This window comes from Synechococcus sp. UW106 (assembly GCF_900474015.1).
GTDB lineage: Bacteria > Cyanobacteriota > Cyanobacteriia > PCC-6307 > Cyanobiaceae > Parasynechococcus.
Genome location: NZ_UCNV01000002.1, coordinates 45,104 through 67,970, shown reverse-complemented (window position 1 = coordinate 67,970; position 22,867 = coordinate 45,104). Strand labels below are relative to the sequence as shown.

Sequence of the window (22,867 nt, the reverse complement as noted above, 5' to 3'; positions counted from 1 at the left end):
CTTGACCAGAATCAACACAGGCCGTCCGCCGGTATGAGCAAGTTCAGCGCCATTCCCCCTGCGGAGCGATTGCCCGAATGGCTGCATCGGCCGATTGGTAACGCCTCGGAGTTGGAGCGGGTGCAGGGGCTGGTGAAGCAAAACCGCCTGCACACCATCTGTGAGGAAGGGCGCTGCCCCAACCGTGGTGAGTGCTACGCCGCAGGGACGGCAACCTTTTTGCTGGGCGGTTCGATCTGCACGCGCAGCTGTGCTTTCTGCCAGGTGGACAAGGGGCAGGCACCGATGCCGGTGGATGTTGCAGAAGCCGAACGGGTGGCTGATGCGGTGGAAGCGATGCAACTCCGCTACGTGGTACTCACGGCGGTGGCACGCGATGATCTTGCCGATCATGGCGCCAGCTTGTTCACCAGCACCATGGCGGCGATCCGGGCCCGCAATCCGCTCATCGCTCTTGAGGTGCTCACCCCCGATTTCTGGGGCGGCTTCGCTGATCAGGCGCGGGCGGTGACGGCCCAGCGTGAGCGGCTGGCCACGGTGCTAGCAGCCCAACCGGTGTGCTTCAACCACAACCTGGAAACGGTGCAGCGGCTGCAGGGGGAGGTGCGCCGGGGTGCCACCTATGAACGATCCCTCGGTTTACTGGCGGCGGCCCGCGAGCTGGCGCCTGAGATCCCCACCAAGAGCGGCCTGATGCTCGGCTTGGGCGAGACCCGTGATGAGGTGATTGCCACCCTCAACGATCTCCGTGCTGTGGATTGCCAGCGCCTCACCCTGGGGCAGTATCTGCGTCCTTCGCTGCATCACATTCCGGTAGCCCGCTACTGGACGCCACAGGAGTTTGATGAGCTTGCGGCGGTGGCCCGTGAACTTGGCTTTGCCCAGGTGCGCAGCGGCCCGCTAGTGCGCAGTAGCTATCACGCTGCTGACTGACGCCATCCCCGCAGGCTGCGTGCCAGAACGGTGGAGATCTCTCCGCTCATCAGGGCCCCGGCTCCGCCCCAGACCAGCCGGAGGGGAAGATCCCAAAGCGCCGCTTCCACCTCGCGCCTCGTGGCGAAACCGCGTTGGTTGAAGTAGCGGACCAGCCGTCGGTGCTGACGCTCGTCGTCGCGGATGGCCAGTAACCGGGCTTTTGAACAAGGCGTGGCCTCCTGGGCCCAAGCCATGGTGGCGGCCCAGATCAGATCACCAACTCCTGGAGGCGCCGTTGGCATCACCCGCATCGTGTCGAGTTGAAGGCCCGTGGCTGCGGGGTAAGCCCAGCCCTTCATTTCCCCCAGCAGCAGCAGGCTGCCGCTGGTGGCTTGCTGGGCCACCACCAGCCGCAGGCTCCACAGTCCCAGGGGACGGCCCACCTGCAATCGCAGCAGCAGGCCCTGTTCGCGGGCCTCGGCTTCCAGTTGTTCAAGCATCGACAGGGAGATGGCCATTGTCATGGTCCTGAGGTCATGCTGCTGCGGGCATGGTGACGACCGAGCGCACCGCCTCCAGCCGCAACGGACCGTAGAGGTGGGGGAACAGTTCGCCGCTGGGAATGGCGTCGGCGCGCAGGGGAGCATCGACGGCAGCGGCATCAATCTCCAGCAGCAGCACATCGCCGGCATCCGCATAAAAACGTTCAAAGGTGGCGTTCACCTGCTCCTGCCATGAACAGTGGATGAAGCCCACTTGATCGAGTCTCATACCTCGCGTCGAGATGCGATAGCTGCCGTTGGCCTGGGCGGCCTGCCAGTCGTCCTTGAGGGCTAGGTGGAACAGGGGTTGATCGAGGGGCACCGCCACGGCATCGGCGGGGAAGTGGTGCTGTTGCCCACCGGCACTCCAGGGATCGGCCCGCTGCATCACCCGTTCGAAGCGGGGATCCTCCAGGAAGCGGTTGAGCCAGCTGTGCAAGGCCCCAAGCGAGTTGTCGTTGTCGAATCCTTCAGGATCGGCGATGCGCCATTGCCGTACAAAGGGCCAGATGGCCGCATCCGCCAGTGAGATGCGCTCGCCAAGCAGCCAGCCCTGGTCGGCGATCCTCTGGTTCCAGTTTTTCAGAATCGTGAGGCCGGCGTTCCGCTGCTCTTCCTTGTTGGTGCCGGGATAGCGATCGGTGTATTTGAACCGGTCCAGGTGGTGCTTGAACGGTCCGTCGTTCTGCTCGATCAGCGCTGACGTGTCGCTGGACCACAGCAGCTCCCGTGGGTCCGCCTGATTCAGGGCCCAGTGCATCACCGCACGGCTTTCTTCGATGACCTCTCCGTTTGGCAACACCAGCACCGGAACGGTTCCCTTGGGGGAGACCGCCAACATCTCAGCCGGTTTGGCCTTCAGCGCGATTTCTCGCCACTGCACCAGAAGACCGGCCTCCAGCAGGGCCCAGCGGGCGCGCATGGCGTAGGGGCAGCGGCGGAAGCTGTAGAGGATCGGCAGCACGGCATCGGAGTCGTCCTTGCAAGGATTGTCCGATGCGGTCTGAATCTCTCAAGGTCGCTGTTGATCGATTTGCCGTTGCCGCATCGCAAACCGTTCCCGGTCGGCGTCGGTGAAGCGATCCACGCAATGCACACATTGCACGCCTTTGATGTAGCTCGGCAGTGTGCGTTGTTCGGGTGACACCGGCAGGCCGCAGGCATGGCAGAGGCTGTGTTCTCCGGGTTCAAGGCGGTGGTTCAGGGCCACCCGCTGATCGAAGACAAAGCACTCCCCCTGCCAGCGGCTCTCGGCTTCCGGCACCTGCTCGAGGTACTTGAGGATGCCGCCGCGCAGATGATGCACCTCGCCAAAGCCCCGTTGTTGCAGATAACTGCTGGCCTTCTCGCAGCGGATGCCACCGGTGCAGAACATGGCGATGCGCTGGCTGCCGTTTTGTTCCATCAGAGGCCGCAGCGTTTCTTCCGCCCATTGCGGAAATTCACGGAAGCTCTCGGTGCCGGGGTCGATGGCGCCGTCAAACGTGCCGATCGCTGTTTCGTAACTGTTGCGGGTGTCGATCACCAGCGTGCCGGGATCATCCACCAGCGCATTCCAGTGTTCAGGTTCCACGTAGGTGCCCACGCTGGCGCGGGGGTCCACGCTGCTCACGCCGATGGTCACGATCTCTTTTTTGCGCCTGGCTTTGAAGCGGCGAAACACCGGCTTGTCGGCCCAGCTGCGCTTCACTTCGAGCCGCGCGAAGTGGTCGCTGCCGAGTTCCAGGGAGGAGCGCAAGTGATCCAGCACTGCGTTAACGCCTACCTCCGGTCCACTGATTGTGCCGTTGACTCCTTCTAGGGCGACCAAAACCGAGCCGAGAACCTTGCCATCGCAAGCGAGCGTCGGCAAGGTCTCGAGCAACGTCTCGCGACGCTCGTCATCCAGGGCTGTGAAGGCATAAAAAGCAGCCACCAGGAGTCGGCTGTCTTTCCCCAGCACAGGCTCTTGGCGGATCGGGTCCACGGTGCTCCAGGTTCAACGTCCCACCAGCCTGCATCAGGACGCTGGGTCCCCTTCAGGCTTTCCTGCTGATGCGTACAGAGGCAGGCCGCAGTGGACAGGCCAGGGCATGAAAGGGCTTGTGCCCCTCTTCAAAAATGAGGCTTCCCATGGGTTGAGCGTTTGCGCTGTCGATCTTCATGGCTGAGCCTCTGACCTATCCGGTGTAGCTCAACATGGATGCCACCAACAATGAGTCTTTCTTGCAGTGTTTAGGTCTTGCTTGGTAGCAAGAGGCTCAACCGGTCTGCTTCACCCGGACGATCCTTTGGTTTGAACGGTGTTCTGGGTCAGAGACGGATCGTGGTTGCACTCCTGGCTTTGGTGACGGCGTATTTGATTTTGACCCTGGCGCGTCAGGTTCGTTCCTAGTTACTTCTGCCGATTCCACTGTGATGGTGCTTTTCGATACGGCCGCTTGAGTGACTTCAATGCCATCACGGAAAGGTGCTCCGCTTCCGTCTATGGCACTCGCTTTAATCGCTGTTGTCTTCACAGCCACAGCCATCGGAACTGTGTTTCACAACAAGTACTGATTGGCTTTAGCGATGGAACTTGTCTTTGTAGCGTTGATCATCACAGCAACCCTGATCAAGGAGTTGTCGTCCAGATCAAATGCCCCTGGCTTCGTGAAGGGGAAGCAGCGTTAAACCAGCACTCAATAACGGCGATGGTGGTGACGCACTTGGTCGTCTTTTATGGCCTCAAGAATGACGGAAAGAACAAAGAGGCCAAATAGTGATGGAAGGACGATGGGGTCAATCACGGCTCCTCGCTGAAGGGCTACCCCTGGTCTAGCCCTGCGCCCGCTCAGACTGTGTGCCAGTAGAAGGATTGTTACACGGACGGCTGGTGGTCGCCGTCCGTCCCCCATTCGGTGGAGGCAAGCGGACCCGACAATCACTCAGTTGAGGGAGGTTGTTTCACGTCTCTGCCCTTAGAACATCTCTAGACGAAATCGATGCATGGTTTTTGTATTAGTAGCAATCTTCATTGGCATCTATGTCAATGCGCTTCGGATCATTCATGCAGACGACGCATGAATTTTCATCCTTCAATGCAACATAAAAATCAATTGGCTGAACTCTGGGAAAGGTCTTGGGGATCGATGCAGGGCCATGTCACCGCACCCCAGGAGATCCATCGCAAGGTGCTGCGGATGGTGTCACCGCTGACGGAGCAGGATGCCAAATTAATGCTGAAGCAGATGGGTCAACGCTCGTTGTGAATTGGGTTGATGGCTCACTTCATGGGGATCATGTTGGGGAGACCTTCAACGCTGGCAAAGGTCACCATTGCTTCTGCTGGTTCTGGGCCCTTGTTGGTCACGAAGTGAGGTTCATCCGGGTGGCCCTCCAGGAAGCCATTGCCGGGCCCGACCACGCTTACAACCTCTTTGCCGTCGACAAGGCGCACGTTGGTCATCGCGCCCTTCGTCACCACAACGACCACCGGTGAGGGATGGGTGTGGAGTGGAATCGTTGCTCCAACGGGGAGGCTGACCCGAACCACCCTCAGCTCCGGCGTGCCCTGCGGATAGGCCACGATCCGTTCGCCTGGTGTTCGACTCGCCCTGAACAACTCCTGAATCTCTGGCTGAGGTGCAGCCTGCACGCTGCTGGCCAGAAGCAAGATGCCGGCGGTCAAGCCAAAACGTTTGAACGGCATAGTCTTTTGATGATGCACCTTCTTACCCGATTTGGCGGCTGGTGGCTGTCGGGTCAGATTTTTGTTGTTTGAAGTTGGTGAGTTTTAAGTGCCTATGGTCAACCGCTAGACATCTGTTCTACAGATTTCTCATCTTCAAAGGAGGTGACTTTGAAAGGTTTCCCTTTTTGGTTTGGTGATGCGTTTGCCCATGCAATGGGTGCTTTGGGCTGGGAGGAGAAGAGAATTATTTCTCCTTCAATCGGATTACAGCCTTGTAAGTTTTTTCGCGACAAGCAAGGGCATGGTTGTTGAGCTGTGTGGCTCATGTCTCTCTGGTCTTGATCATCCTGGATTGATGTAGCCGTGGCCAAAAGGGTCGCCTCATGTTTGTGAGGTGATTCTTTCGCTTCCTCTTCTCGGGTTAAGTACCTATTGTTTTTATCGCCTAGAGGAGTAGACAGAAATCAGTAGCAAGGATAGCGATGATCACGATCTGCTCTGGTTTTTTTGATATCTGCATCCCTCTCGGTTTGGTCGATAAAACGCAATCCAAACAGGATTCCGAGCCTCGACAAGCAATCCAGTCGCAACACGACCTGTACTGGGAAGAGCGTTGCGATGTGTCGCCAACTGCACCCGGATGCAAAATTTATGATGCCTAAACAGATGACGCACTCCGTGGAGCATGAAACGGTCCTTTAGAGAACGTTTCTGTGGAGGAGTGATCTCGACCAATTGATGACATCGCTCAGTCCTTTCAATGGAAAGGATGGCCGATTTCATTGCTTAGGCGTTTCATCCATAGGGCTGTCGAAAATCAGTCTGGTTAATCAACACCCACTGGAGTTAGGCCTAACGATTGCGGAAGGTTGCTCTGCAAGCGTCCCGCAGATGTTGTCGGGGGTTCGGAATGGGGCGCGTCCTGTTTAGCGGGGAGCACAGTTGGCAGGAGCAGCCTCCTCCTGCCAGTTGGCGGTTACCCCGGCATCGGCGAGCAGCTGGCGATCGGCCTCCACATCGGGGTTTCCAGTGGTGAGCAGAACATCGCCGTAGAAGATTGAATCGGCACCTGCCTGGAGGCAGAGAATCTGGGCTTCCCGGCTCATCGATTCACGGCCCGCGCTCAACCGCACCCGGGCGTGGGGCATCAGGATTCTGGCGGTCGCCACCATCCGCACCAGCTCCAAGGGCTCAAAGGGGGCTTGCTCTTCCAAAGGGGTGCCTTCAACGGCCACCAATCCGTTCACCGGCACGCTTTCGGGATGAGGGTTCATGCTGGCGAGCACCTGCAGCATCGAGGCTCGGTCCCGCAGGGTTTCTCCCATGCCGATGATGCCGCCACAGCAGAGGGTGACACCGGCGTTGCGGACGCGTTGGAGTGTTTCCAGCCGCTCTTGATAAGTGCGTGTGGAGATGATTTGGTCGTAGTGCTCGGGGCTGGTGTCGAGGTTGTGGTTGTAGGCAGTGAGCCCGGCTGCGGCTAATCGTTCCGCTTGTTGATCGGTAAGCATCCCCGCGGTCACGCAGGCCTCCATCCCCATGCCGCGCACTCCGCGCACCATCTCAAGCATGGCTTCGAAGGGGGCACCGTCGCGGATTTCCCGCCAGGCCCAGCCCATGCAGAAGCGATCGGCACCGGCCTCCTTGGCAGCTCGGGCGCGCTGCAGCACCGGTTCCACCTGCATTTGGGCCTCAAAGGCCGCCACATCACTGCTGTTATGGATCGACTGAGAGCAGTAAGCGCAATCCTCTTCGCAGCCCCCTGTTTTCACACTCAGCAGCGAGGCCAGCTGCACCCGATAGCCAGGGTTGGCCTCACGATGAATGGTTTGCGCCTGCCAAAGCAGCTCCATCAAGGGGAGTTCCAGCAGGGTCTGGATCTCCGCGGTGGTCCAGTTGTGGCGGATGCTGAGCGTCATGGGCTGATCGGATCGAGTCCGCCGAAGCGGCGGTTACGGCGTTGGAAATCGAGTAGGGCCTCTTTCAACGCATCGGCATTGAAGTCGGGCCATAGCACGTCGGTGACGTGGATTTCGGCATAGGCCAGCTGCCAGAGCAGAAAATTGCTGATGCGGTGTTCCCCGCTGGTGCGGATCAACAGATCGGGATCCTGCTCGCCAGCGGTGAACAATTCAGCGGCGATGCTGTTCTCATCGATGCTGTCCGGATCGAGCTCCCCCGATGCAGCGCGTCGGGCGAGGCGCTGGGCTGCCTGCACCAGTTCCCGTCGCCCGCCGTAATTCGTGCACACGTTGAAATGAATGCCGTTGTTGGAGGCTGTACGGGTCGTGGCGTCAGCGATCAACTGCTGCAGTTTCTGGGGCAAGGCTTCCAGATCTCCGAGAAAGCGAATCCGCACCTGTTCGGCTTCCAGTGCCTGAAGTTCGGCCTGCAACACCCCTTCGAACAGGGTCATCAGGAAATTCACCTCCTCCCCTGGACGCGACCAGTTCTCCGTGGAGAAGGCGTAGGCCGTCAAGGCTGGGATGCCCCAGTCGCTGCAGAGCCGCAGGCTGGTTTTCAATGCCTCCACGCCGGCACGGTGCCCCATCACCCGAGGTAACCCGCGCGATTTCGCCCAACGTCCGTTGCCATCCATGATCAAGGCCACGTGCTGCGGGAGCCGGCCTGGGTCGAGGTCCGCAGGGAGAAGCGAACGATCGGCCGTGTCAGTGCTGGTGGCCGGAGGGCGGCTCAAGACAGCGATTCAGACTGAGAGCTTCCCACCGTACGTCGTGCCGGCGGCATCGATTCGGCGGTGCTGAACAGCTCCTGCAGCAGTTCCTTAAGGCGAGAGCTTGTGATCGGGCGTTCCAGCTTGCCCTGGTTGGCCAGGGACAGCGTCCCTGTTTCCTCGGATACCACGATGCAGATGCAGCGATCAAAGCGTTCGGTAATGCCAAGCGCCGCCAGATGCCGAGTGCCGAAACGACTCACGCTGTGCCGGGAGAGCGGAAGAATGACCCCGGCCGATTCGATCCGGTTCCCACGCACCAGAACGGCACCATCGTGCAGTGGTGTGTCGGCAGCAAACAGATTCAGCATCAACTCGCGACTCAGCACTGCGCCGATAGCAACACCGGGATTGAGAAAATCCTCGGGCCTGAGGTCGCTCCCCAGGTCAACAACGATCAAGGCCCCACGGCGCAGCTGAGACAGCCGGCCAGCGGCATCGGTGATCTGGCTCACGGTGCCGGCGGAAGCCCGGAACTCCTTCTGGGGATTCCCCAGCAACACCGCTAGTCGACCAGTTCCCAGCAGCTCCATCAAGCGCCGCAGCTCCCCCTGCCAAAGAATGGCTAGCGATAGCGAGCAGGCCATCACCAAACCGTCCACCAGTTTTGTGGTGAGAGGCAGGTTGGCGAAGCGCTGGACAAACCACGCCATTGCCACAAGGAACAACCAGCCCCGCAGCAACCAAAGGGTGCGCTGCTCGTTGACACGCGAGAACAGAAGAAAGCCGATGGAAGATGCAAAGAGAACGTCGAGCACCAGGCGCGGATCCACCACCGCCAACACGTTCACTCCGCTATACGAACCGCTGACGTCAACGTAACGCGTTGAATCGTTCTGGCAAAACGTCGTAGCGCAGCAGGTCATCCGGCTGCTCTCGCTTTTGAACCAGCTCCGCGGATCCGTCATGCACCAAGATGGCTGCAGGCCTCGGGATCCGGTTGTAGTTCGAGCTCATCGAGGCGTTGTAGGCACCGGTCGCGAACACGGCGACGATGTCTCCGCTCTCGGTGCTGGGCAGGGGAAGGTCCTTCAGCAGCACATCGCCGGATTCACAGTGCTTGCCCACCAGATTCACGCTTTCGTCAGCCTGGGCCAGAGGGCGGTCAGCCAGGTGACAGGTGTAAAGCGATTGGTAGGTGATCGGGCGGGGGTTGTCGCTCATTCCACCGTCGATGGCCACGTAGGTGCGGACGTTGGGGATCGTTTTGCGGGAGCCCACGGTGTACAAGGTCACACCTGCGGTCGCCACCAGCGAACGGCCCGGCTCGCACATCAACCGTGGCAGCTCGAGGCCACGCTCACGGCATGCCGCTGTGACGGCTTCGGCCACCACCTGGATCCATTGCTCAATGCTCGGCGGATCATCGGATTCCACATAGCGGATCCCAAGTCCGCCACCAACGTTGAGGTCGTTGACGGGATGGCCCAGGTCGCGGGCGAGCTTCAGTTTGTCGGCCATCACCGCGGCTAGATCACGGTGGGGTTCGAGTTCAAAGATTTGAGATCCGATGTGGGCGTGCAGGCCGGTGAGTTGGGCCCAGGGTTGTCCCACAAGTTTGCGCAGCACGGGCTCCACCTGATCGGGATCGAAGCCGAACTTGCTGTCTAGGTGACCCGTGCGGATGTATTCGTGCGTATGGCACTCAATGCCTGGGGTGAAGCGCAGCATCAGGCGCGCTGGTTCTGATCCGGCGGGCACCAGTTCGGCCAGGCGGTCCAGATCGTGTTGGTTGTCCACAACGATCGTGACCTTGTTGGCGTAGGCGAGCAGCAGCTCCTCGTCTGATTTGTTGTTTCCGTGGAGCACCATGCGCTCCCCTGGCATCCCTCCGCGCAGCGCCGTCAGCAGTTCACCGGCGGAAACAGCATCCAGGCCCAAGCCCTCAGAGGCCGCAATGCTGCTCATCACCAGGGAGCTATTGGCTTTTGAGGCGTAGATCGGCAGAGATGAACCTGCGTAGTGCTTGGCCAGAGCCTCGCGATAGGCCCGGCAGGTGACGCGAACGGTCGCCTCATCCAGCACATATAAAGGTGTGCCGTAGCGCGCCGCCAGATCACTGAGACGACAACCTCCGACCACCAGTCGGTCTGTGGCGTCGAGCTCGGTGGTAAGCGGTGCCAGGTTGCGATTGGGGCTCTCCGCATCCCGGTTCGCCTCGAAGGGCCGTTGACTAGTGATGGTTTGGGTCACGGAGTGTCGGCGTCGAAGGGCAATCTAGGAATCGACCCTGCGGTGGGTGGATCGACCCCGCAGATCCTGCGTCTTGATCCCTCATGGCAGCACGCCTGTCTGGTTCTGGATCAGACTGCTCTCGATGGTCTTTGGACGGCTGACCAATGGCGGCGTGAGCTGGACGACCCCAGGCGCCTCTGCATCGGTCTTGTTGACTCCGAAACATTGTTAGGAGTTGCCTGCGGCTGGTTGGTGGCCGATGAACTCCACATCACGGCAGTGGCTGTGGATCCGGCCAGTCGCCGCAGCGGCTTTGGAGGTCTTCTTTTACAAGCACTGTTGCAACGGGCACGTCGGGTTGGTGCGGTGCACGCCACGCTCGAGGTGGCCAGTAACAACGTTGCCGCTCTGGCGCTTTACGCCCGGAACGGTTTCCGCACCGCAGGCACCCGTTCCGGGTACTACTCCGATGGTCGCGATGCCCTCATTCAGTGGTGTCGCATCCCACCACCGACATCTCCAACGTCGGATTGATGTTGTTCGGTTTCCCGTCCCTGGGAAACAAAAATAAGCAGTGAATCTTGTGGGATTCATTGTTATTTTTTGCGCGCTCAAGGCCAGTCTCAGACTGGAAAGTGACCGTACAAACCGAACACTCGCAGCGGTCCCTCAACCCTGATAGCTTGGTTACATCACTGCATTGGCCCAGCGATGTTCGAACGTTTCACCGAGAAGGCCATCAAAGTGATCATGCTGGCCCAAGAAGAGGCTCGCAGGCTTGGTCACAACTTTGTTGGAACCGAACAGATACTCCTCGGTCTCATTGGCGAAGGAACGGGTGTAGCTGCCAAGGTCCTCAAGTCCATGGGCGTCAACCTCAAGGATGCCCGGGTGGAAGTAGAGAAAATCATTGGGCGTGGGTCCGGTTTCGTTGCCGTTGAAATTCCGTTCACTCCCCGCGCAAAGCGTGTTCTTGAGCTCTCTCTTGAAGAGGCTCGTCAGCTTGGTCACAACTACATCGGTACGGAGCACCTGTTGCTCGGTCTCATACGAGAGGGCGAAGGTGTAGCGGCCCGGGTTCTGGAGAACCTCGGTGTCGACCTGGCCAAGGTGCGAACCCAAGTGATTCGCATGCTGGGTGAAACGGCCGAAGTGTCTGCCGGTGGCGGCGGTGGTGGAAAGGGCTCCACCAAGACTCCCACCCTCGATGAGTTCGGTAATAACCTCACGCAGCTCGCGACAGAGGCGAAACTCGATCCAGTTGTGGGCCGTCACAACGAAATCGATCGCGTCATCCAAATCCTTGGGCGCCGCACCAAGAACAATCCAGTTCTGATCGGTGAGCCCGGCGTCGGTAAGACGGCCATCGCTGAAGGCCTGGCCCAGCGCATTCAGCAGGGAGATATTCCCGACATCCTCGAAGACAAGCGCGTCCTGACCCTTGATATCGGCTTGTTGGTTGCTGGTACCAAGTACCGGGGTGAGTTTGAGGAGCGTCTCAAAAAGATCATGGAGGAGATCAAGTCGGCCGGAAACGTCATCCTCGTGATCGACGAAGTTCACACCTTGATCGGTGCCGGTGCTGCTGAAGGTGCCATCGACGCTGCAAACATTCTCAAGCCGGCACTTGCTCGTGGTGAGCTGCAGTGCATTGGCGCCACCACCCTCGACGAGTACCGCAAGCACATCGAACGGGATGCTGCGTTGGAACGGCGTTTTCAGCCGGTCAATGTCGGTGAGCCCTCCATCGATGACACCATCGAAATCCTTCACGGTCTTCGAGAGCGTTATGAGCAGCATCACCGCCTCAAAATCACCGATGAAGCGCTTGTCGCGGCGGCAACCCTTGGTGATCGCTACATCTCTGATCGCTTCCTGCCCGACAAGGCCATCGACCTGATCGATGAAGCTGGCTCCAGGGTCCGCCTGCTCAATTCGAAGTTGCCTCCTGCTGCAAAGGAGGTTGATAAGGAACTGCGCTCCGTCCAGAAGGACAAAGAGGATGCTGTCCGCGATCAGGACTTCACCAAGGCGGGTGAGTTGCGTGAGAAGGAAGTAGAGCTGCGGGAGCAGATTCGTTCCCTGCTGCAAGCCAACAAGGACGAGGTCAAAGCTGACACTTCTTCAGAGCCCGGTGAAACGACGGCTGCCGAGTCGGTTGCTTCAGACAGTTCCCCCATGGTGAATGAGGAGGACATCGCTCAGATCGTTGCCTCCTGGACCGGTGTCCCGGTGCAGAAGCTGACTGAGAGCGAGTCGGTCAAGCTGCTCAACATGGAGGAAACCCTCCACAAACGCCTAATCGGTCAGGACGAAGCGGTGAAAGCCGTGTCCAAGGCCATCCGCCGGGCCCGGGTTGGTTTGAAGAACCCCAACCGACCGATTGCAAGTTTCATCTTCTCCGGCCCCACGGGTGTTGGTAAAACCGAGCTCACCAAAGCTCTGGCCACCTATTTCTTCGGCAGCGAAGAGGCCATGATCCGCCTCGATATGTCGGAATTCATGGAGCGCCACACGGTCAGCAAGCTGATCGGCTCGCCTCCTGGCTACGTGGGCTTCAACGAAGGCGGACAGCTCACTGAGGCGGTGCGTCGGCGCCCTTACACCGTGGTGCTCTTCGATGAAATCGAAAAAGCACACCCCGATGTGTTCAACCTGCTGCTGCAACTCCTGGAAGATGGTCGTCTCACCGACTCCAAGGGCCGCACAGTTGACTTCAAGAACACCCTGATCATCATGACGTCGAACATCGGTTCGAAGGTCATCGAGAAAGGGGGTGGCGGCCTTGGCTTCGAGTTCTCCGGTGAAAGCGCTGAAGATTCTCAATACACCAGGATTCGCTCCTTGGTGAATGAGGAGCTCAAGCAGTACTTCCGTCCTGAATTTCTCAATCGTCTCGACGAGATCATTGTCTTCCGTCAGCTCAACCGCGAGGAGGTCAAGCAGATCGCCGAGATCATGCTCAAGGAAGTCTTTGGTCGCATGGGCGAAAAGGGCATCACCCTCACCGTGTCCGATGCGTTCAAGGAACGTCTTGTTGAGGAGGGATACAACCCTGCCTATGGCGCACGTCCCCTGCGTCGTGCCGTCATGCGTCTTCTCGAAGACTCCCTCGCAGAAGAGGTGCTGTCAGGTCGGATCAAGGACGGCGACCATGCCGAGGTTGATGTCGACGAGAACAAGAAGGTGGTTGTGCGTCACAAAGGTCAGGTGGAAGCGGCACCGCAACTGGCAGGTGCAAGCCTCTGATGGTTCGATCCATCTCGTCCCACTCCATTGCCCCCGCCAGCGTGTTGCGGGGTGATGGAGCATGGGATGAGGCCTTGCCTCAGATCAAAGCGCTGTGTTCGCGTCCGCTGGTGCTCGGACGCAGTGTCTCAACCGCGAGGCAGCGTCAGCGCTTCGTCGCGGATTTGCAGGCCCAAGGACTCAAGCCTCTTCAAGCTCAGCTTCAGTTCGACTGCTGTGAGCAAGACCTCCAGAGAGTGTTTTCTGAAGCCGACGGCTGTGACGCCGTTCTGGCAGCCGGGGGTGGAAAGGTTATGGATGCCGGCAAGCTGCTGGCCCATCGTCTTTCTCTTCCCTGCATCACCGTTCCGCTGAGTGCCTCTACTTGCGCGGGCTGGACGGCTCTCGCCAACATCTATTCCCCTCAAGGTGCCTTCGAAAGGGATGTGGCGCTGGATCGCTGCCCTGATCTTCTCGTCTTTGATCACGGCTTGGTGCGCCAAGCTCCGCCTCGCACTCTGGCCAGTGGTGTCGCTGATGCCCTGGCCAAGTGGTACGAAGCCTCCGTGAGCAGTGGCGACAGCAGCGATGGTCTGGTGCAGCAGGCCGTGCAGATGGCACGGGTTCTCCGCGATCAACTGCTGATCGACAGCCTCACGGCGCTAGAGGATCCAGACAGCGCGGCGTGGGTGCGCACCGCCGAAGCCTGCGCGCTGACTGCCGGAGTGATGGGGGGGCTTGGTGGTGCCCGTTGCCGCACCGTCGCGGCCCATGCTGTTCACAACGGCCTCACCCAGCTGGTGGCCTGTCACCACGTCCTCCATGGCGAGAAGGTGGGTTTCGGAATCCTTGTGCAGCTTCGATTGGAGGAACGTCTGGGCGGCAACCGGCTCGCCGGGCAGGCGCACCGCCAATTGCTGCCGCTGCTGCGGCAGCTGGCTCTGCCTGTCAGCCTTGATGATCTGGGTCTGTCGCAGGCCAGCCTCAGTGAATTGCAGGAGGTGTGTCGCTTCGCCTGTCTCGAAGGTTCCGATCTGCATCATTTGCCCTTCGCTGTGACGCCCGGTGCTTTGCTGGAGGCCCTTGTGGGTGCCGCTGAACTCAGCCCTATCAGCCTTTGAAGACGCTTCTGGATCAATTGCGGCCGGCTCTGCTTGACCCGCAGGCCGAGACCCTGGCCGCTGATGTGCAGTGGTGGAATTTGCCTGGCCTGGGTCTGGATGATCCCTTCCCGGTGGCGGTGCTCGGCCAAGGCTCTCCTTTGCTGTTGCTGCATGGTTTCGACAGCAGTTTTCTGGAATTCCGGCGCCTGGCTCCCCTCCTGGCCGATCGCTTTCAGCTGTTCATCCCCGACCTGTTCGGTTTTGGCTTTTCACCTCGTCCCTTGGGCCTGACCTACGGGCCGGACGCTGTTTTGCGTCATCTCGATGCCCTGCTTGAGCGGCTTCCCGCTGAGGCTCCTGTTGGGGTGATCGGTGCCTCGATGGGTGGCTCCGTGGCCGTGGAGTTGGCCCGGCGTCACCCCGAGCGGGTGGGTCCTCTTGTGCTGCTCGCTCCAGCAGGTTTGACGGGGCGTCCCATGCCTGTGCCGCCCCTGCTGGATCGTTTTGGTGCCTGGTTTCTGGGTCGCCCCGGCGTGCGGTGGGGGCTGTGTCGCCAGGCCTTCGCCGATCCCGATGCTGATGTGGGAGCTCCGGAAGAACAAATTGCCTCGTTGCACCTGCAATGCCCCGGCTGGGCTGAAGCCTTGGCGGCATTTGCCCGCAGTGGTGGTTTCGCAGGATGTGGAGAACCCCTGCCATCCCAGTCACTGCATGTGATCTGGGGTGCGGATGATCGCATTCTGCGCGCCCCGCAAAAACAGGCGCTTCAGGCGTTGCTGGATCGGCCTGTAGAAACGTTCCCCTGTTGCGGGCACCTCCCGCACATCGATCAGCCCCACAGGGTGGCTGAGCGTTGTTATTCGCTTTTGGCCTGTGGCTGATCCCCTTCTCACTGTGCTCGCCGGGGCTCTGCGTCTTTGGATTCGCAGCCGCTGCGAACGCCTCGGAAGCCTCGAACTGCATCTGAACGGTTCCAGTTGGTCTCTGCTGCGGGGACGTCTGGACGGCGTGTCGCTCAATGCGCGGGACGTTTGTTTTCAGGGGCTGCCTCTGCAGAGCGTGGCGTTGTGCAGCGGTCCGATTGCGGTGGATATGAAGCTGCTGACTCCAGGCCAGATGCTGGCGTTGCAGCAGCCATTTCAGGTGGAGGGTGAAGTCAGCTTCAACGGCCGTCAGCTCAATAGCGCTGTGCTTGCCGAGCCCTGGCGCTGGCTCGGTGACTGGATGGCTGAGCAGCTGATGGGTCTCAGCCCCTTGGGCGCCTTAATCATTGAAGAGAATCTGATCGAGTTGCATGCAGTTGTCGCTGCACATCAAGACCCGGCTCGCCGTCGCTTCCGCCTTAACGCTGAGCAAGGCACCTTGTGCTTCCGGCCTGAGACAGCCGATGAACCCTGCATCCTGCTTCCAATGGATCCGGCCATCCGGATCGAGCATGCCCAGCTGTTTGCTGGCCAGTTGGTTCTGAAAGGCCATTCCATCGTCACCCCTTAGTGCCGGTCTGTTGTTGACCCGGCGCTACTTCGAAAGCAGCGGTTGGCACAGGGCGATCGCGTAGTACACCACCGCTGGGGTGAATAGATAGCTGTCAATGCGGTCCAGGATCCCGCCATGGCCCGGTAGGACGTCACCGGAATCCTTTACGCCCGCATCTCGTTTCATCATCGATTCCGTTAGGTCTCCCACCAACGCGAACAGAGCGATCAGCGCTCCCAGCAGCAGGCCTGGCAGACCATGCAGGACCCACCCCATCAGCTGACCGCAGATCAGGCCCATCAACATCGCCGAGAGGAAGCCGCCAATGGCGCCTTCGATGGTTTTCCCAGGAGAGATCGGCGAGAGGGGGCGCTTGCCGTAACGCCGGCCTACGGCCCAGGAGCCGATGTCGGTGGCCACGATCATGAGACAGGCGGAAAGGGTGATCGCCAGCCCGTCTTCCAGACCACGCAGACTCAACCAGTGGCTGGGTAGAAACCCGAGGTAGAACAAGCCGAAAATCGATGCTGCGATATCGGCGATGGAGCCCGTCACCGGTTGCAGGAGCAGCCAGCCGCAGATGGCAGCTCCAGATAGGGGCAACACCGCGGACGCCACCGCTTCCGGCAGCCCTCCCTGCATCGACCATTGGGTGGTGAATAACAGCAGTTGACAGGCCACCAGGGTTGTTTTGGTGGCTGGGCGGATCCCCTTGAACTGGGCCATTCGGAAGAACTCCAGCAGGCCGAGGTGCACCATTCCCCCCAGCGCAGCGGTGAACCACCAGCCCCCGAGTCCAACCACCAGTAGGCCAAATCCGCCGACACCGAGGCCACTGATCAGCCGCTTGCGCAGCACCGCACGCGCGGCTGGCGCTTGGCTTTGATCGAAGACAACCTCACGGATCACGCTGATTGGAGGCTTCGTTGGTTCAGGCTATCAATCGCTCATTGTTGGCTTCGTCTGGCGAGCCTGAAGCTGCTTTATTGCGACGACTTGAGGATCTCGAGTTTCACTGGCACTTGACCCGCCTGCATCATCTTGAGTTGTGATGCGGCGCCATGGGCGAGATCGATCACCCGGTGCTCCTTGAAAGGCCCACGGTCATTGATACGCACTACAACGCTGCGTCCATTGCTCAGATTGGTGACGCGCACCTGGGTTCCAAAGGGCAGTGTCCGATGGGCTGCCGTCAGCGTGCCCTTGCGGAAGCGCTCACCATTTGCGGTTGTTCGGCCGTAGAACCCTGGCCCGTACCAGCTTGCTGCTCCTTGAACCACCTGGATGAGCTTGCTTGGTACCGGAGTCTTTTCGGCCAGGGGGCTCGGGGGAGGGAGTGGCAAAGCGTTGATCGTGTCGACATCCTTGATCCCCTTGATTTCTGTGATCTCCTTGCTCTTCTGGATGTCTTCAAAAAGGAATTCCTCGCCATTGGGGCTGGCCCCAACGGAGAGGCAGATCAGCAGTGCCAGCACCAGCCAGGTCAGAGGTTGCATCCACCACTGCCGAATGCATGGATTGAAGCGGCTGTGGGGCTGGATTTCACCCCCTGCTGACGACAAACAGACCGTCGGGAATCTGTTCACCCCAGAACAGCTGCTGGCGTTTCAGCCAGGCTTGCCGGTTGCGATCCAATCGTTCACCGGGAATCAGCAGTGGGATGCCAGGGGGGTACGGACACAGCAATTCAGCCGCCAAGCATCCGCCCGCTTCGTCTAACGACACGCGGAGACGTTTTGCGTGCCAGGCCTGCGACGGTGAATGGTCTGTGGTGGTGACTAGTGGCAGAGGCGGAGCTTCGAACGGCGGCAGTGGATCGCGATCGGGATAGGTCCGCCGGAGGTCCTGCCAGTGGTGCCTGATCCGGCGCCCGAGCCCGCGGTGTCGGGCTAGGCCTAGGCAAAAGGTCAGCGTTGCTGGTTCCGGCAGTTCGCCCACGAGGCCTTTGGGCAGGAACCAGGCGTCGGCCTCTAGGCCGGTGATCCCCGCCTGGCCCGTGTGCAGGATCAGGCGCAGCGGGTCCTGGTTGTTGAGCAGAGGGACTCCGCTACGGCGCAAGACATCGGCGAGCTCTTCAGCCTCCTGCAGACGCTGCAGCAGTTGTCGGCGTCCCCTGCGGCGCTGCCAGTGTTGAAGGGCTTCTTCGCAGGAGGCCAGCAGCAGCGCACTGGGGCTCGTCGTCTGCAGCAATCCCAGACTTCGTTCGACACGCACTGGATCCAGACGCTCCCCCTGCAGCCAGAGCACTGCCGTTTGCGCGAGGGCTGCAGCTGATTTCTGCAGGGAATGCACCACGAGATCGGCGCCGCAGTGCACGGCACTGGGAGGCAGGGGATGATTCACGCCTGCGGCGAAATGACAGCCGTGGGCTTCATCCACCAGCACGCAACAGCCTCGCTCTTGTAATCGTTTGATCACCTCCGTGGGGTCGTTGGCATAGCCCTGGTAAGTGGGATGCACCAGAACCGCGGCGCGGATGGGTGCCCCATCGGACGGCAAAGCCGCCAGCACCCGTTCGATCCAGGCGGAATCCACCGGCGCAGGCTGGCCCCGGTCGCTTTGAAACGGAAGATCGAACAGCACCGGCTGCAGATCCCCGAGAATGCAGGCCTGAATCAGGCTGCGATGGACATTGCGAGGGAGAAGCACCCGCTCCCCAGGCCTGACCATCGCCAGTAGAGCGGCCTGGAGCAATCCCGTGGCCCCGTTCACCCCGTACCAGCACCGCGCCACACCCATCTGAGCTGCGGCGCAGCGTTGGCTTGCGGCGATGGCGCCGTCCGGTTCCAGTGGACCACCGAGTTCAGGGAGTTCCGGTAGGTCCCAGATGCCAGCGCGTTGTCGCAGCAATTGACGCAATCCATCCGGAAGCGCGGCCCCCCGGCCATGGGCCGGCAGAAACAGAGGCTCACCGAGCCGACGGGTGAGCTGGGGCAGAAGCGCCATCGAATCCGCCTGATCTCCTTAAAGTCTCCCTCTGTACTCAGCTCGATGCGATGCGTTACGACCCCCGGCGGGATCTGGGCTGGTTGCTGCTGCGTCCCTGGGTCGCTATCCCGCGGCTGGTGCAGGTGCTCTGGTCCCTGGCTGGCCTGGTCTTGGTGTTGCTGCTGCGTGGAGGCAGTAGTAACGCCGCTGTGCAGCAGGGCTTGGCGCGTCGCATCCTCAACACCCTCACCGGTCTGGGTCCCTGTTTCATCAAATTGGGTCAGGCCCTGTCAACACGTCCCGATCTCGTGCGTCGGGATTGGCTCGAGGAATTGACGCGCCTGCAGGACGACCTGCCGGCGTTTTCCCATGCTGTCGCCCTGGCGTGCATCCGCGAAGAGCTGGGTGCACCAGCTGAAGAGTTGTTTGAGGAGTTCCCCGACACGCCAATCGCCGCCGCCAGCCTCGGGCAGGTCTACAAAGCTCGTTTACAGGGCCAGCACTGGGTTGCGGTGAAGGTTCAGCGACCCAATCTCACCTTCATCCTGAGGCGGGATCTGGTTCTGATCCGGGCGCTCGGTGTGATGACGGCTCCTCTCCTGCCACTCAATCTTGGCTTCGGTCTGGGCGGAATCATCGATGAGTTTGGCCGCAGCCTGTTCGAGGAGATCGACTACGGCCTTGAAGCGGCCAATGCTGAGAGGTTCTCGGCTCTCTTTGCTCAAAACGATGCCGTCTATGTCCCGAAGGTGGAGCGGATGCTCAGCTCCACCCGTGTGCTCACCACCACCTGGATTGATGGAGCCAAGATGCGCGACAGCGAAGAGCTGCGCTCCCAGCAACTCGATCCAACGGCATTGATCCGCACGGGTGTGATCTGCGGTCTGCAGCAACTGCTGGAGTTCGGCTACTTCCACGCCGATCCCCATCCCGGCAACCTGTTCGCCATGCGGGGTCGAACGGGGGACCTCGGCCATGTGGGCTATGTCGATTTCGGCATGATGGATTCCATCAGCGACAGCGACCGTCTCACCCTGACGGGTGCAGTCGTGCATCTGATTAATCGTGATTTCCCCGGTTTGGCCAAGGATTTCCAATCCCTTGGTTTTCTCAGCCCCACCGCTGATCTCACCCCGATTATTCCTGCTCTTGAGGAGGTGCTCGGCGGCAGCCTTGGTGACTCGGTCGGTTCGTTCAACTTCAAGGCGATCACCGACCGTTTCTCGGAGCTGATGTTTGATTACCCCTTCCGGGTGCCGGCTCGCTTCGCGCTGATTATCCGTGCGGTCGTTAGCCAGGAGGGTCTGGCCCTGCGTCTCGATCCCGACTTCAAGATCATCGCCATCGCTTATCCCTACGTGGCCCGTCGACTGCTCGCGGGAGACACGAGCGAGATGCGCGAGAAGTTGCTTGAGGTGATTTTTGATGAGTCAGGCCGCTTGCGCCTGGATCGGCTGGAAAGCCTTCTGGCGGTGGTGGGCCAGGACGCACCCGCGCCCGGTAAGGAACTGATTCCTGTCGCCGGTGCCGGCTTGCGGTTGCTGTTCAGCCGCGATGGTGCCGACCTGCGCCGGCGTCTGCTGATGACGCTGATCCGTGACGATCGCCTGCACACCGACGACGTGCGTGCCCTGGTTGGCCTGCTTAGACGAACTTTCGGCCCCGGGCGGCTGGCCGGTGGGCTGCTGCAACGTCTCAACCCCCTGGCGGCAGCGTGATCCAGCAGCCGAAGATGCTGACGGAACTGAAGACCACAACGGTGAGTGGCCAGATTTCGTCCAGTTGCTCCAGCCGATGCTCTTTGCGAGTTTTGGCGTCGCCTTCCGGCATTGCCTCCAGCTCTCCGTAACGCCGTCCGATGAAGATCACCAGGATGAAGGCCAGCAGGGTGACCACATAGGCAATCACATAGACCTGATCCAGAAAGGTGAGATACGGCAGGTCGGGCAGTTCCTCCCGGTAGGTCTGTTGGAGGAACACCAGGGTCAAAAGCACGGTGACGGGGATTCCTGCGCGGGCATCCTGTTCATCCGCTCGGACTTTGAACACGAGAAGAACCATGGCCATCACCACCAGCAGGGGCAGCATCAATCGCCAGAACGCAGACCAGGAGGAGGTGCCGAACGTGATATCGAAGATGACCAGGCTGTAGTCATCCGCGCTGCCCCCCAGCCCGAAATTGGTGGCGTAGTTATGCCGGTATTCGGCAATGGACCAGCCTCGGTTTAGCCAGCCGATGATTCCTGCGAACAGGCCCATTCCGCTGTTTTGAATGTCGGGCTCGAAGCGGAAATGGGGATAGTCGAGGGAACCATTCACATCCTCCATTTCAAGGACAAGAGGCAGGCTCACGGTCACAAAGGGAAAGTGCCTGAAGCTGGCTTTGTCGATGTAGAAGCGGCCGATATAGCTGAACAGTTGGTAGTACGTTCCGTCGTCGTTGTGCACTGGGGCTGAGGACATCGGCGTCAGCACTGGATCGGCATCGGAGAGCAATCCGTTCACCAGGGTGATTCCCTGTTCAATGGTTTGATCCCGTTCACTCAGATAGCGCTGCAGCTCCTCTCCCCAGCGCATCCAGACGTAACCGTTGGATGAATAACTGGGGATGCTCAGATCCAGGTCGTAGGTGCTGGTGGCGTAGATCCCCACCTGAACGTGGTACGAGGCGTCCTCCAGCCCCTGTTGATCCAGGACCATCTCCTGGCCCGACAGCTTTTCGCCCCGCAGGGAGGTCCAGCCGTCCCCGGGTATCCGTTGACTGTCTGTTGTCAGGGCTCGTGATGCCGATGACAAGCGCAGCGCATCACGGCTAGGGACACGACCGACATCAAGCCTGTTGATGCCGGTGAACGCAAGAAGACCGGCAAGCAGAATTGAAACAACGGCAAGGAAGTTCCAGTGCTTCTGTTTCTTGGAGGCCATTTGCGGCGCAGCTCTGGAGTCACTCTGACGTGCTGGGCCTTACTGAGCAGTGGACTGCTCACGCTGCTTCAACCTCGCCCTGTTGCTTCTCAGCCCCCTGGCAGTGGGCAAGATCCCAATGCTCTGGTACTTGGCCAGTCCCTACCGCTCTCGGGCCCTTCGGCACAACTCGGTCTGGATTATCGACGCGGGGCCTTGGCCTGGTTTAAGTCTGTGAACCGTGAAGGCGGGATTCACGGGCGCAGAATCGAGTTGGTCAGTCTTGATGACAAATACGAGCCGTCGCAGACGCTGATCAACACGCGCCAATTGTTGAAACGCAATGATCTGCTGGCGTTGTTCGGTTATGTGGGCACGCCCACCACAAAAGTGGCGTTGCCGTTAATCGAGGCTGCGGAGGTGCCGCTGGTGGCGCCGATGACGGGGGCAAGTCTGCTTCGACGGCCCGAGCTGCGCATGGTGTTCAACATGCGAACCAGCTATCGCCGGGAGATTGCGGCGATGGTCGACGAGCTGGTGCGCGATGCGCACCATCGCATTGCGATCGTTTATCAAGACGACGCCTTTGGTCAGGATGGCCTTGACGGCGCCATGGCTGCCCTCACCAGCCATGGGCTCAAACCTGTGGCGGTCACGACGGTGCAACGCAATTCAGCTCAGGTGGGGGATGCATTGGACGACCTTATGGCGGTCAATCCCAACGGAGTCGTGCTCGTTTCTGCCTATGTGAGTTCGGCTGCCCTCGCCACCTCGCTGCGCGAACGAGGCAGCAGCGCTCAGATCATGAATGTGTCGTTTGTGGGCACCCAAGCTCTGCAGAGGGCGATGCCGGTGGGCGAAGCCAATGGCATCGGCGTGGCCCAGGTGGTGCCGTTCCCGTGGAATCGTTGGATCCCCGTTGTCGCTGACTATCAGCGCTGCCTGCGGCTGAGTGATGAGTCATCGGGTTTTGGCTTCACCAGTTTTGAGGGGTATCTCGCGGCGCGGATGATCACCGAGGCGCTGGCACGGGCTGGGAAGAACCCAACGCGTCAATCCCTTGTCCAGGCTCTTGAGTCAATCAATGATCTTGATCTGGGGGGCTTCCGAATTCAGATGGGGAGGGACGATCACAACGCCAGCGACTTTGTCGAACTCACCTTTCTCGGCTCCCAAAGCTGGGAACCTTGAGCTGAGATCGCTAAGGTCG

General features: G+C 60.2%; 21 protein-coding genes. 9 read left to right on the top strand and 12 right to left on the bottom strand.

Features of this window, described 5'->3' with window-relative positions; genetic code table 11:
- The first annotated feature begins 33 nt into the window (after nucleotides 1-33).
- Entirely contained in the window at nucleotides 34-933 is a 900-nt protein-coding gene (gene lipA, locus DXY30_RS01095; RefSeq protein ID WP_115093016.1) for a lipoyl synthase, read from the top strand.
- Here lipA and DXY30_RS01090 read toward each other — a convergent pair.
- From DXY30_RS01090 to DXY30_RS01080, 3 genes are read right to left on the bottom strand one after another with little or no spacing between them, the layout of a single operon-like run.
- Nucleotides 918-1,415, bottom strand: a complete 498-nt coding sequence (locus DXY30_RS01090) for a hypothetical protein (RefSeq protein ID WP_115093054.1) — start codon at nucleotides 1,413-1,415, stop codon at nucleotides 918-920. The genes lipA and DXY30_RS01090 overlap by 16 nt on opposite strands.
- A gap of 34 nt (nucleotides 1,416-1,449) precedes the next feature.
- Entirely contained in the window at nucleotides 1,450-2,421 is a 972-nt protein-coding gene (locus DXY30_RS01085) for a DUF952 domain-containing protein (RefSeq protein ID WP_115093015.1), read from the bottom strand.
- 48 nt (nucleotides 2,422-2,469) lie between these two features.
- The gene (locus DXY30_RS01080) at nucleotides 2,470-3,423 is read right to left on the bottom strand and encodes a rhodanese-related sulfurtransferase (RefSeq protein WP_115093014.1); all 954 of its coding nucleotides are present in this window, start codon (nucleotides 3,421-3,423) and stop codon (nucleotides 2,470-2,472) included.
- Nucleotides 3,424-4,534: 1,111 nt separating this feature from the next.
- On the opposite strand from DXY30_RS01080, the gene DXY30_RS13780 reads away from it, so the two are divergent.
- Nucleotides 4,535-4,687, top strand: coding sequence for a hypothetical protein (locus DXY30_RS13780; protein ID WP_170951076.1), 153 nt, complete (start codon nucleotides 4,535-4,537; stop codon nucleotides 4,685-4,687).
- A 14-nt stretch (nucleotides 4,688-4,701) separates the two neighbouring features.
- Here the strand turns inward: DXY30_RS13780 and DXY30_RS01075 are convergent, their stop codons facing one another.
- The 5 genes from DXY30_RS01075 to lysA form a co-directional block, all read right to left on the bottom strand.
- Entirely contained in the window at nucleotides 4,702-5,127 is a 426-nt protein-coding gene (locus DXY30_RS01075; RefSeq protein ID WP_115093013.1) for a cupin domain-containing protein, read from the bottom strand.
- A 908-nt stretch (nucleotides 5,128-6,035) separates the two neighbouring features.
- Nucleotides 6,036-7,028 carry a biotin synthase BioB gene (gene bioB / locus DXY30_RS01070; RefSeq protein WP_115025107.1) on the bottom strand — a complete coding sequence of 331 codons (993 nt, stop codon included), beginning with the start codon at nucleotides 7,026-7,028 and terminating at the stop codon, nucleotides 6,036-6,038.
- Nucleotides 7,025-7,807 (bottom strand): isoprenyl transferase, encoded by a 783-nt coding sequence (locus DXY30_RS01065; RefSeq protein ID WP_115093012.1) that lies wholly within the window; start codon nucleotides 7,805-7,807, stop codon nucleotides 7,025-7,027. The genes bioB and DXY30_RS01065 overlap by 4 nt, the downstream gene beginning before the upstream one ends.
- Nucleotides 7,804-8,634: a diadenylate cyclase CdaA gene (gene cdaA, locus DXY30_RS01060; protein ID WP_115025105.1), complete on the bottom strand. Its 831-nt coding sequence runs from the start codon at nucleotides 8,632-8,634 to the stop codon at nucleotides 7,804-7,806. Before cdaA ends, DXY30_RS01065 begins: the two co-directional genes overlap by 4 nt.
- A 22-nt stretch (nucleotides 8,635-8,656) precedes the next feature.
- Nucleotides 8,657-10,036: a diaminopimelate decarboxylase gene (gene lysA / locus DXY30_RS01055; RefSeq protein WP_115093011.1), complete on the bottom strand. Its 1,380-nt coding sequence runs from the start codon at nucleotides 10,034-10,036 to the stop codon at nucleotides 8,657-8,659.
- Between the two features lie 3 nt (nucleotides 10,037-10,039).
- On the opposite strand from lysA, the gene DXY30_RS01050 reads away from it, so the two are divergent.
- The 5 genes from DXY30_RS01050 (at nucleotide 10,040) to DXY30_RS01030 (ending at nucleotide 15,843) form a co-directional block, all read left to right on the top strand.
- Nucleotides 10,040-10,552 (top strand): GNAT family N-acetyltransferase, encoded by a 513-nt coding sequence (locus DXY30_RS01050; RefSeq protein WP_115093010.1) that lies wholly within the window; start codon nucleotides 10,040-10,042, stop codon nucleotides 10,550-10,552.
- 177 nt (nucleotides 10,553-10,729) lie between these two features.
- On the top strand, nucleotides 10,730-13,267 hold the full coding sequence (locus DXY30_RS01045) for an ATP-dependent Clp protease ATP-binding subunit (protein ID WP_115093009.1): 2,538 nt from the start codon (nucleotides 10,730-10,732) through the stop codon (nucleotides 13,265-13,267).
- Nucleotides 13,267-14,367 (top strand): iron-containing alcohol dehydrogenase family protein, encoded by a 1,101-nt coding sequence (locus tag DXY30_RS01040; protein ID WP_115093008.1) that lies wholly within the window; start codon nucleotides 13,267-13,269, stop codon nucleotides 14,365-14,367. The genes DXY30_RS01045 and DXY30_RS01040 overlap by 1 nt, the downstream gene beginning before the upstream one ends.
- Nucleotides 14,364-15,230 carry an alpha/beta fold hydrolase gene (locus tag DXY30_RS01035; RefSeq protein WP_115093007.1) on the top strand — a complete coding sequence of 289 codons (867 nt, stop codon included), beginning with the start codon at nucleotides 14,364-14,366 and terminating at the stop codon, nucleotides 15,228-15,230. Before DXY30_RS01040 ends, DXY30_RS01035 begins: the two co-directional genes overlap by 4 nt.
- The gene (locus tag DXY30_RS01030; RefSeq protein WP_115093006.1) at nucleotides 15,223-15,843 is read left to right on the top strand and encodes an LmeA family phospholipid-binding protein; all 621 of its coding nucleotides are present in this window, start codon (nucleotides 15,223-15,225) and stop codon (nucleotides 15,841-15,843) included. Before DXY30_RS01035 ends, DXY30_RS01030 begins: the two co-directional genes overlap by 8 nt.
- A 24-nt stretch (nucleotides 15,844-15,867) precedes the next feature.
- Here DXY30_RS01030 and DXY30_RS01025 read toward each other — a convergent pair whose 3' ends face one another.
- From DXY30_RS01025 to DXY30_RS01015, 3 genes are all read right to left on the bottom strand, one after another.
- On the bottom strand, nucleotides 15,868-16,734 hold the full coding sequence (locus tag DXY30_RS01025) for a phosphatidate cytidylyltransferase (RefSeq protein ID WP_115025098.1): 867 nt from the start codon (nucleotides 16,732-16,734) through the stop codon (nucleotides 15,868-15,870).
- A 74-nt stretch (nucleotides 16,735-16,808) separates the two neighbouring features.
- Entirely contained in the window at nucleotides 16,809-17,321 is a 513-nt protein-coding gene (locus DXY30_RS01020) for a septal ring lytic transglycosylase RlpA family protein (protein WP_115093053.1), read from the bottom strand.
- A gap of 46 nt (nucleotides 17,322-17,367) precedes the next feature.
- Nucleotides 17,368-18,771 (bottom strand): aminotransferase class I/II-fold pyridoxal phosphate-dependent enzyme, encoded by a 1,404-nt coding sequence (locus DXY30_RS01015; RefSeq protein ID WP_115093005.1) that lies wholly within the window; start codon nucleotides 18,769-18,771, stop codon nucleotides 17,368-17,370.
- A 50-nt stretch (nucleotides 18,772-18,821) separates the two neighbouring features.
- Between DXY30_RS01015 and DXY30_RS01010 the strand changes: the two genes are divergently transcribed.
- Entirely contained in the window at nucleotides 18,822-20,471 is a 1,650-nt protein-coding gene (locus DXY30_RS01010) for an AarF/ABC1/UbiB kinase family protein (protein ID WP_115093004.1), read from the top strand.
- Here the strand turns inward: DXY30_RS01010 and DXY30_RS01005 are convergent.
- On the bottom strand, nucleotides 20,449-21,678 hold the full coding sequence (locus DXY30_RS01005) for a hypothetical protein (protein WP_115025094.1): 1,230 nt from the start codon (nucleotides 21,676-21,678) through the stop codon (nucleotides 20,449-20,451). The two genes, DXY30_RS01010 and DXY30_RS01005, sit on opposite strands and share 23 nt — an antisense overlap.
- On the opposite strand from DXY30_RS01005, the gene DXY30_RS01000 reads away from it, so the two are divergent.
- Nucleotides 21,655-22,848, top strand: coding sequence for an ABC transporter substrate-binding protein (locus DXY30_RS01000; protein WP_115093003.1), 1,194 nt, complete (start codon nucleotides 21,655-21,657; stop codon nucleotides 22,846-22,848). The genes DXY30_RS01005 and DXY30_RS01000 overlap by 24 nt on opposite strands.
- The last annotated feature ends 19 nt before the right edge of the window (nucleotides 22,849-22,867 follow it).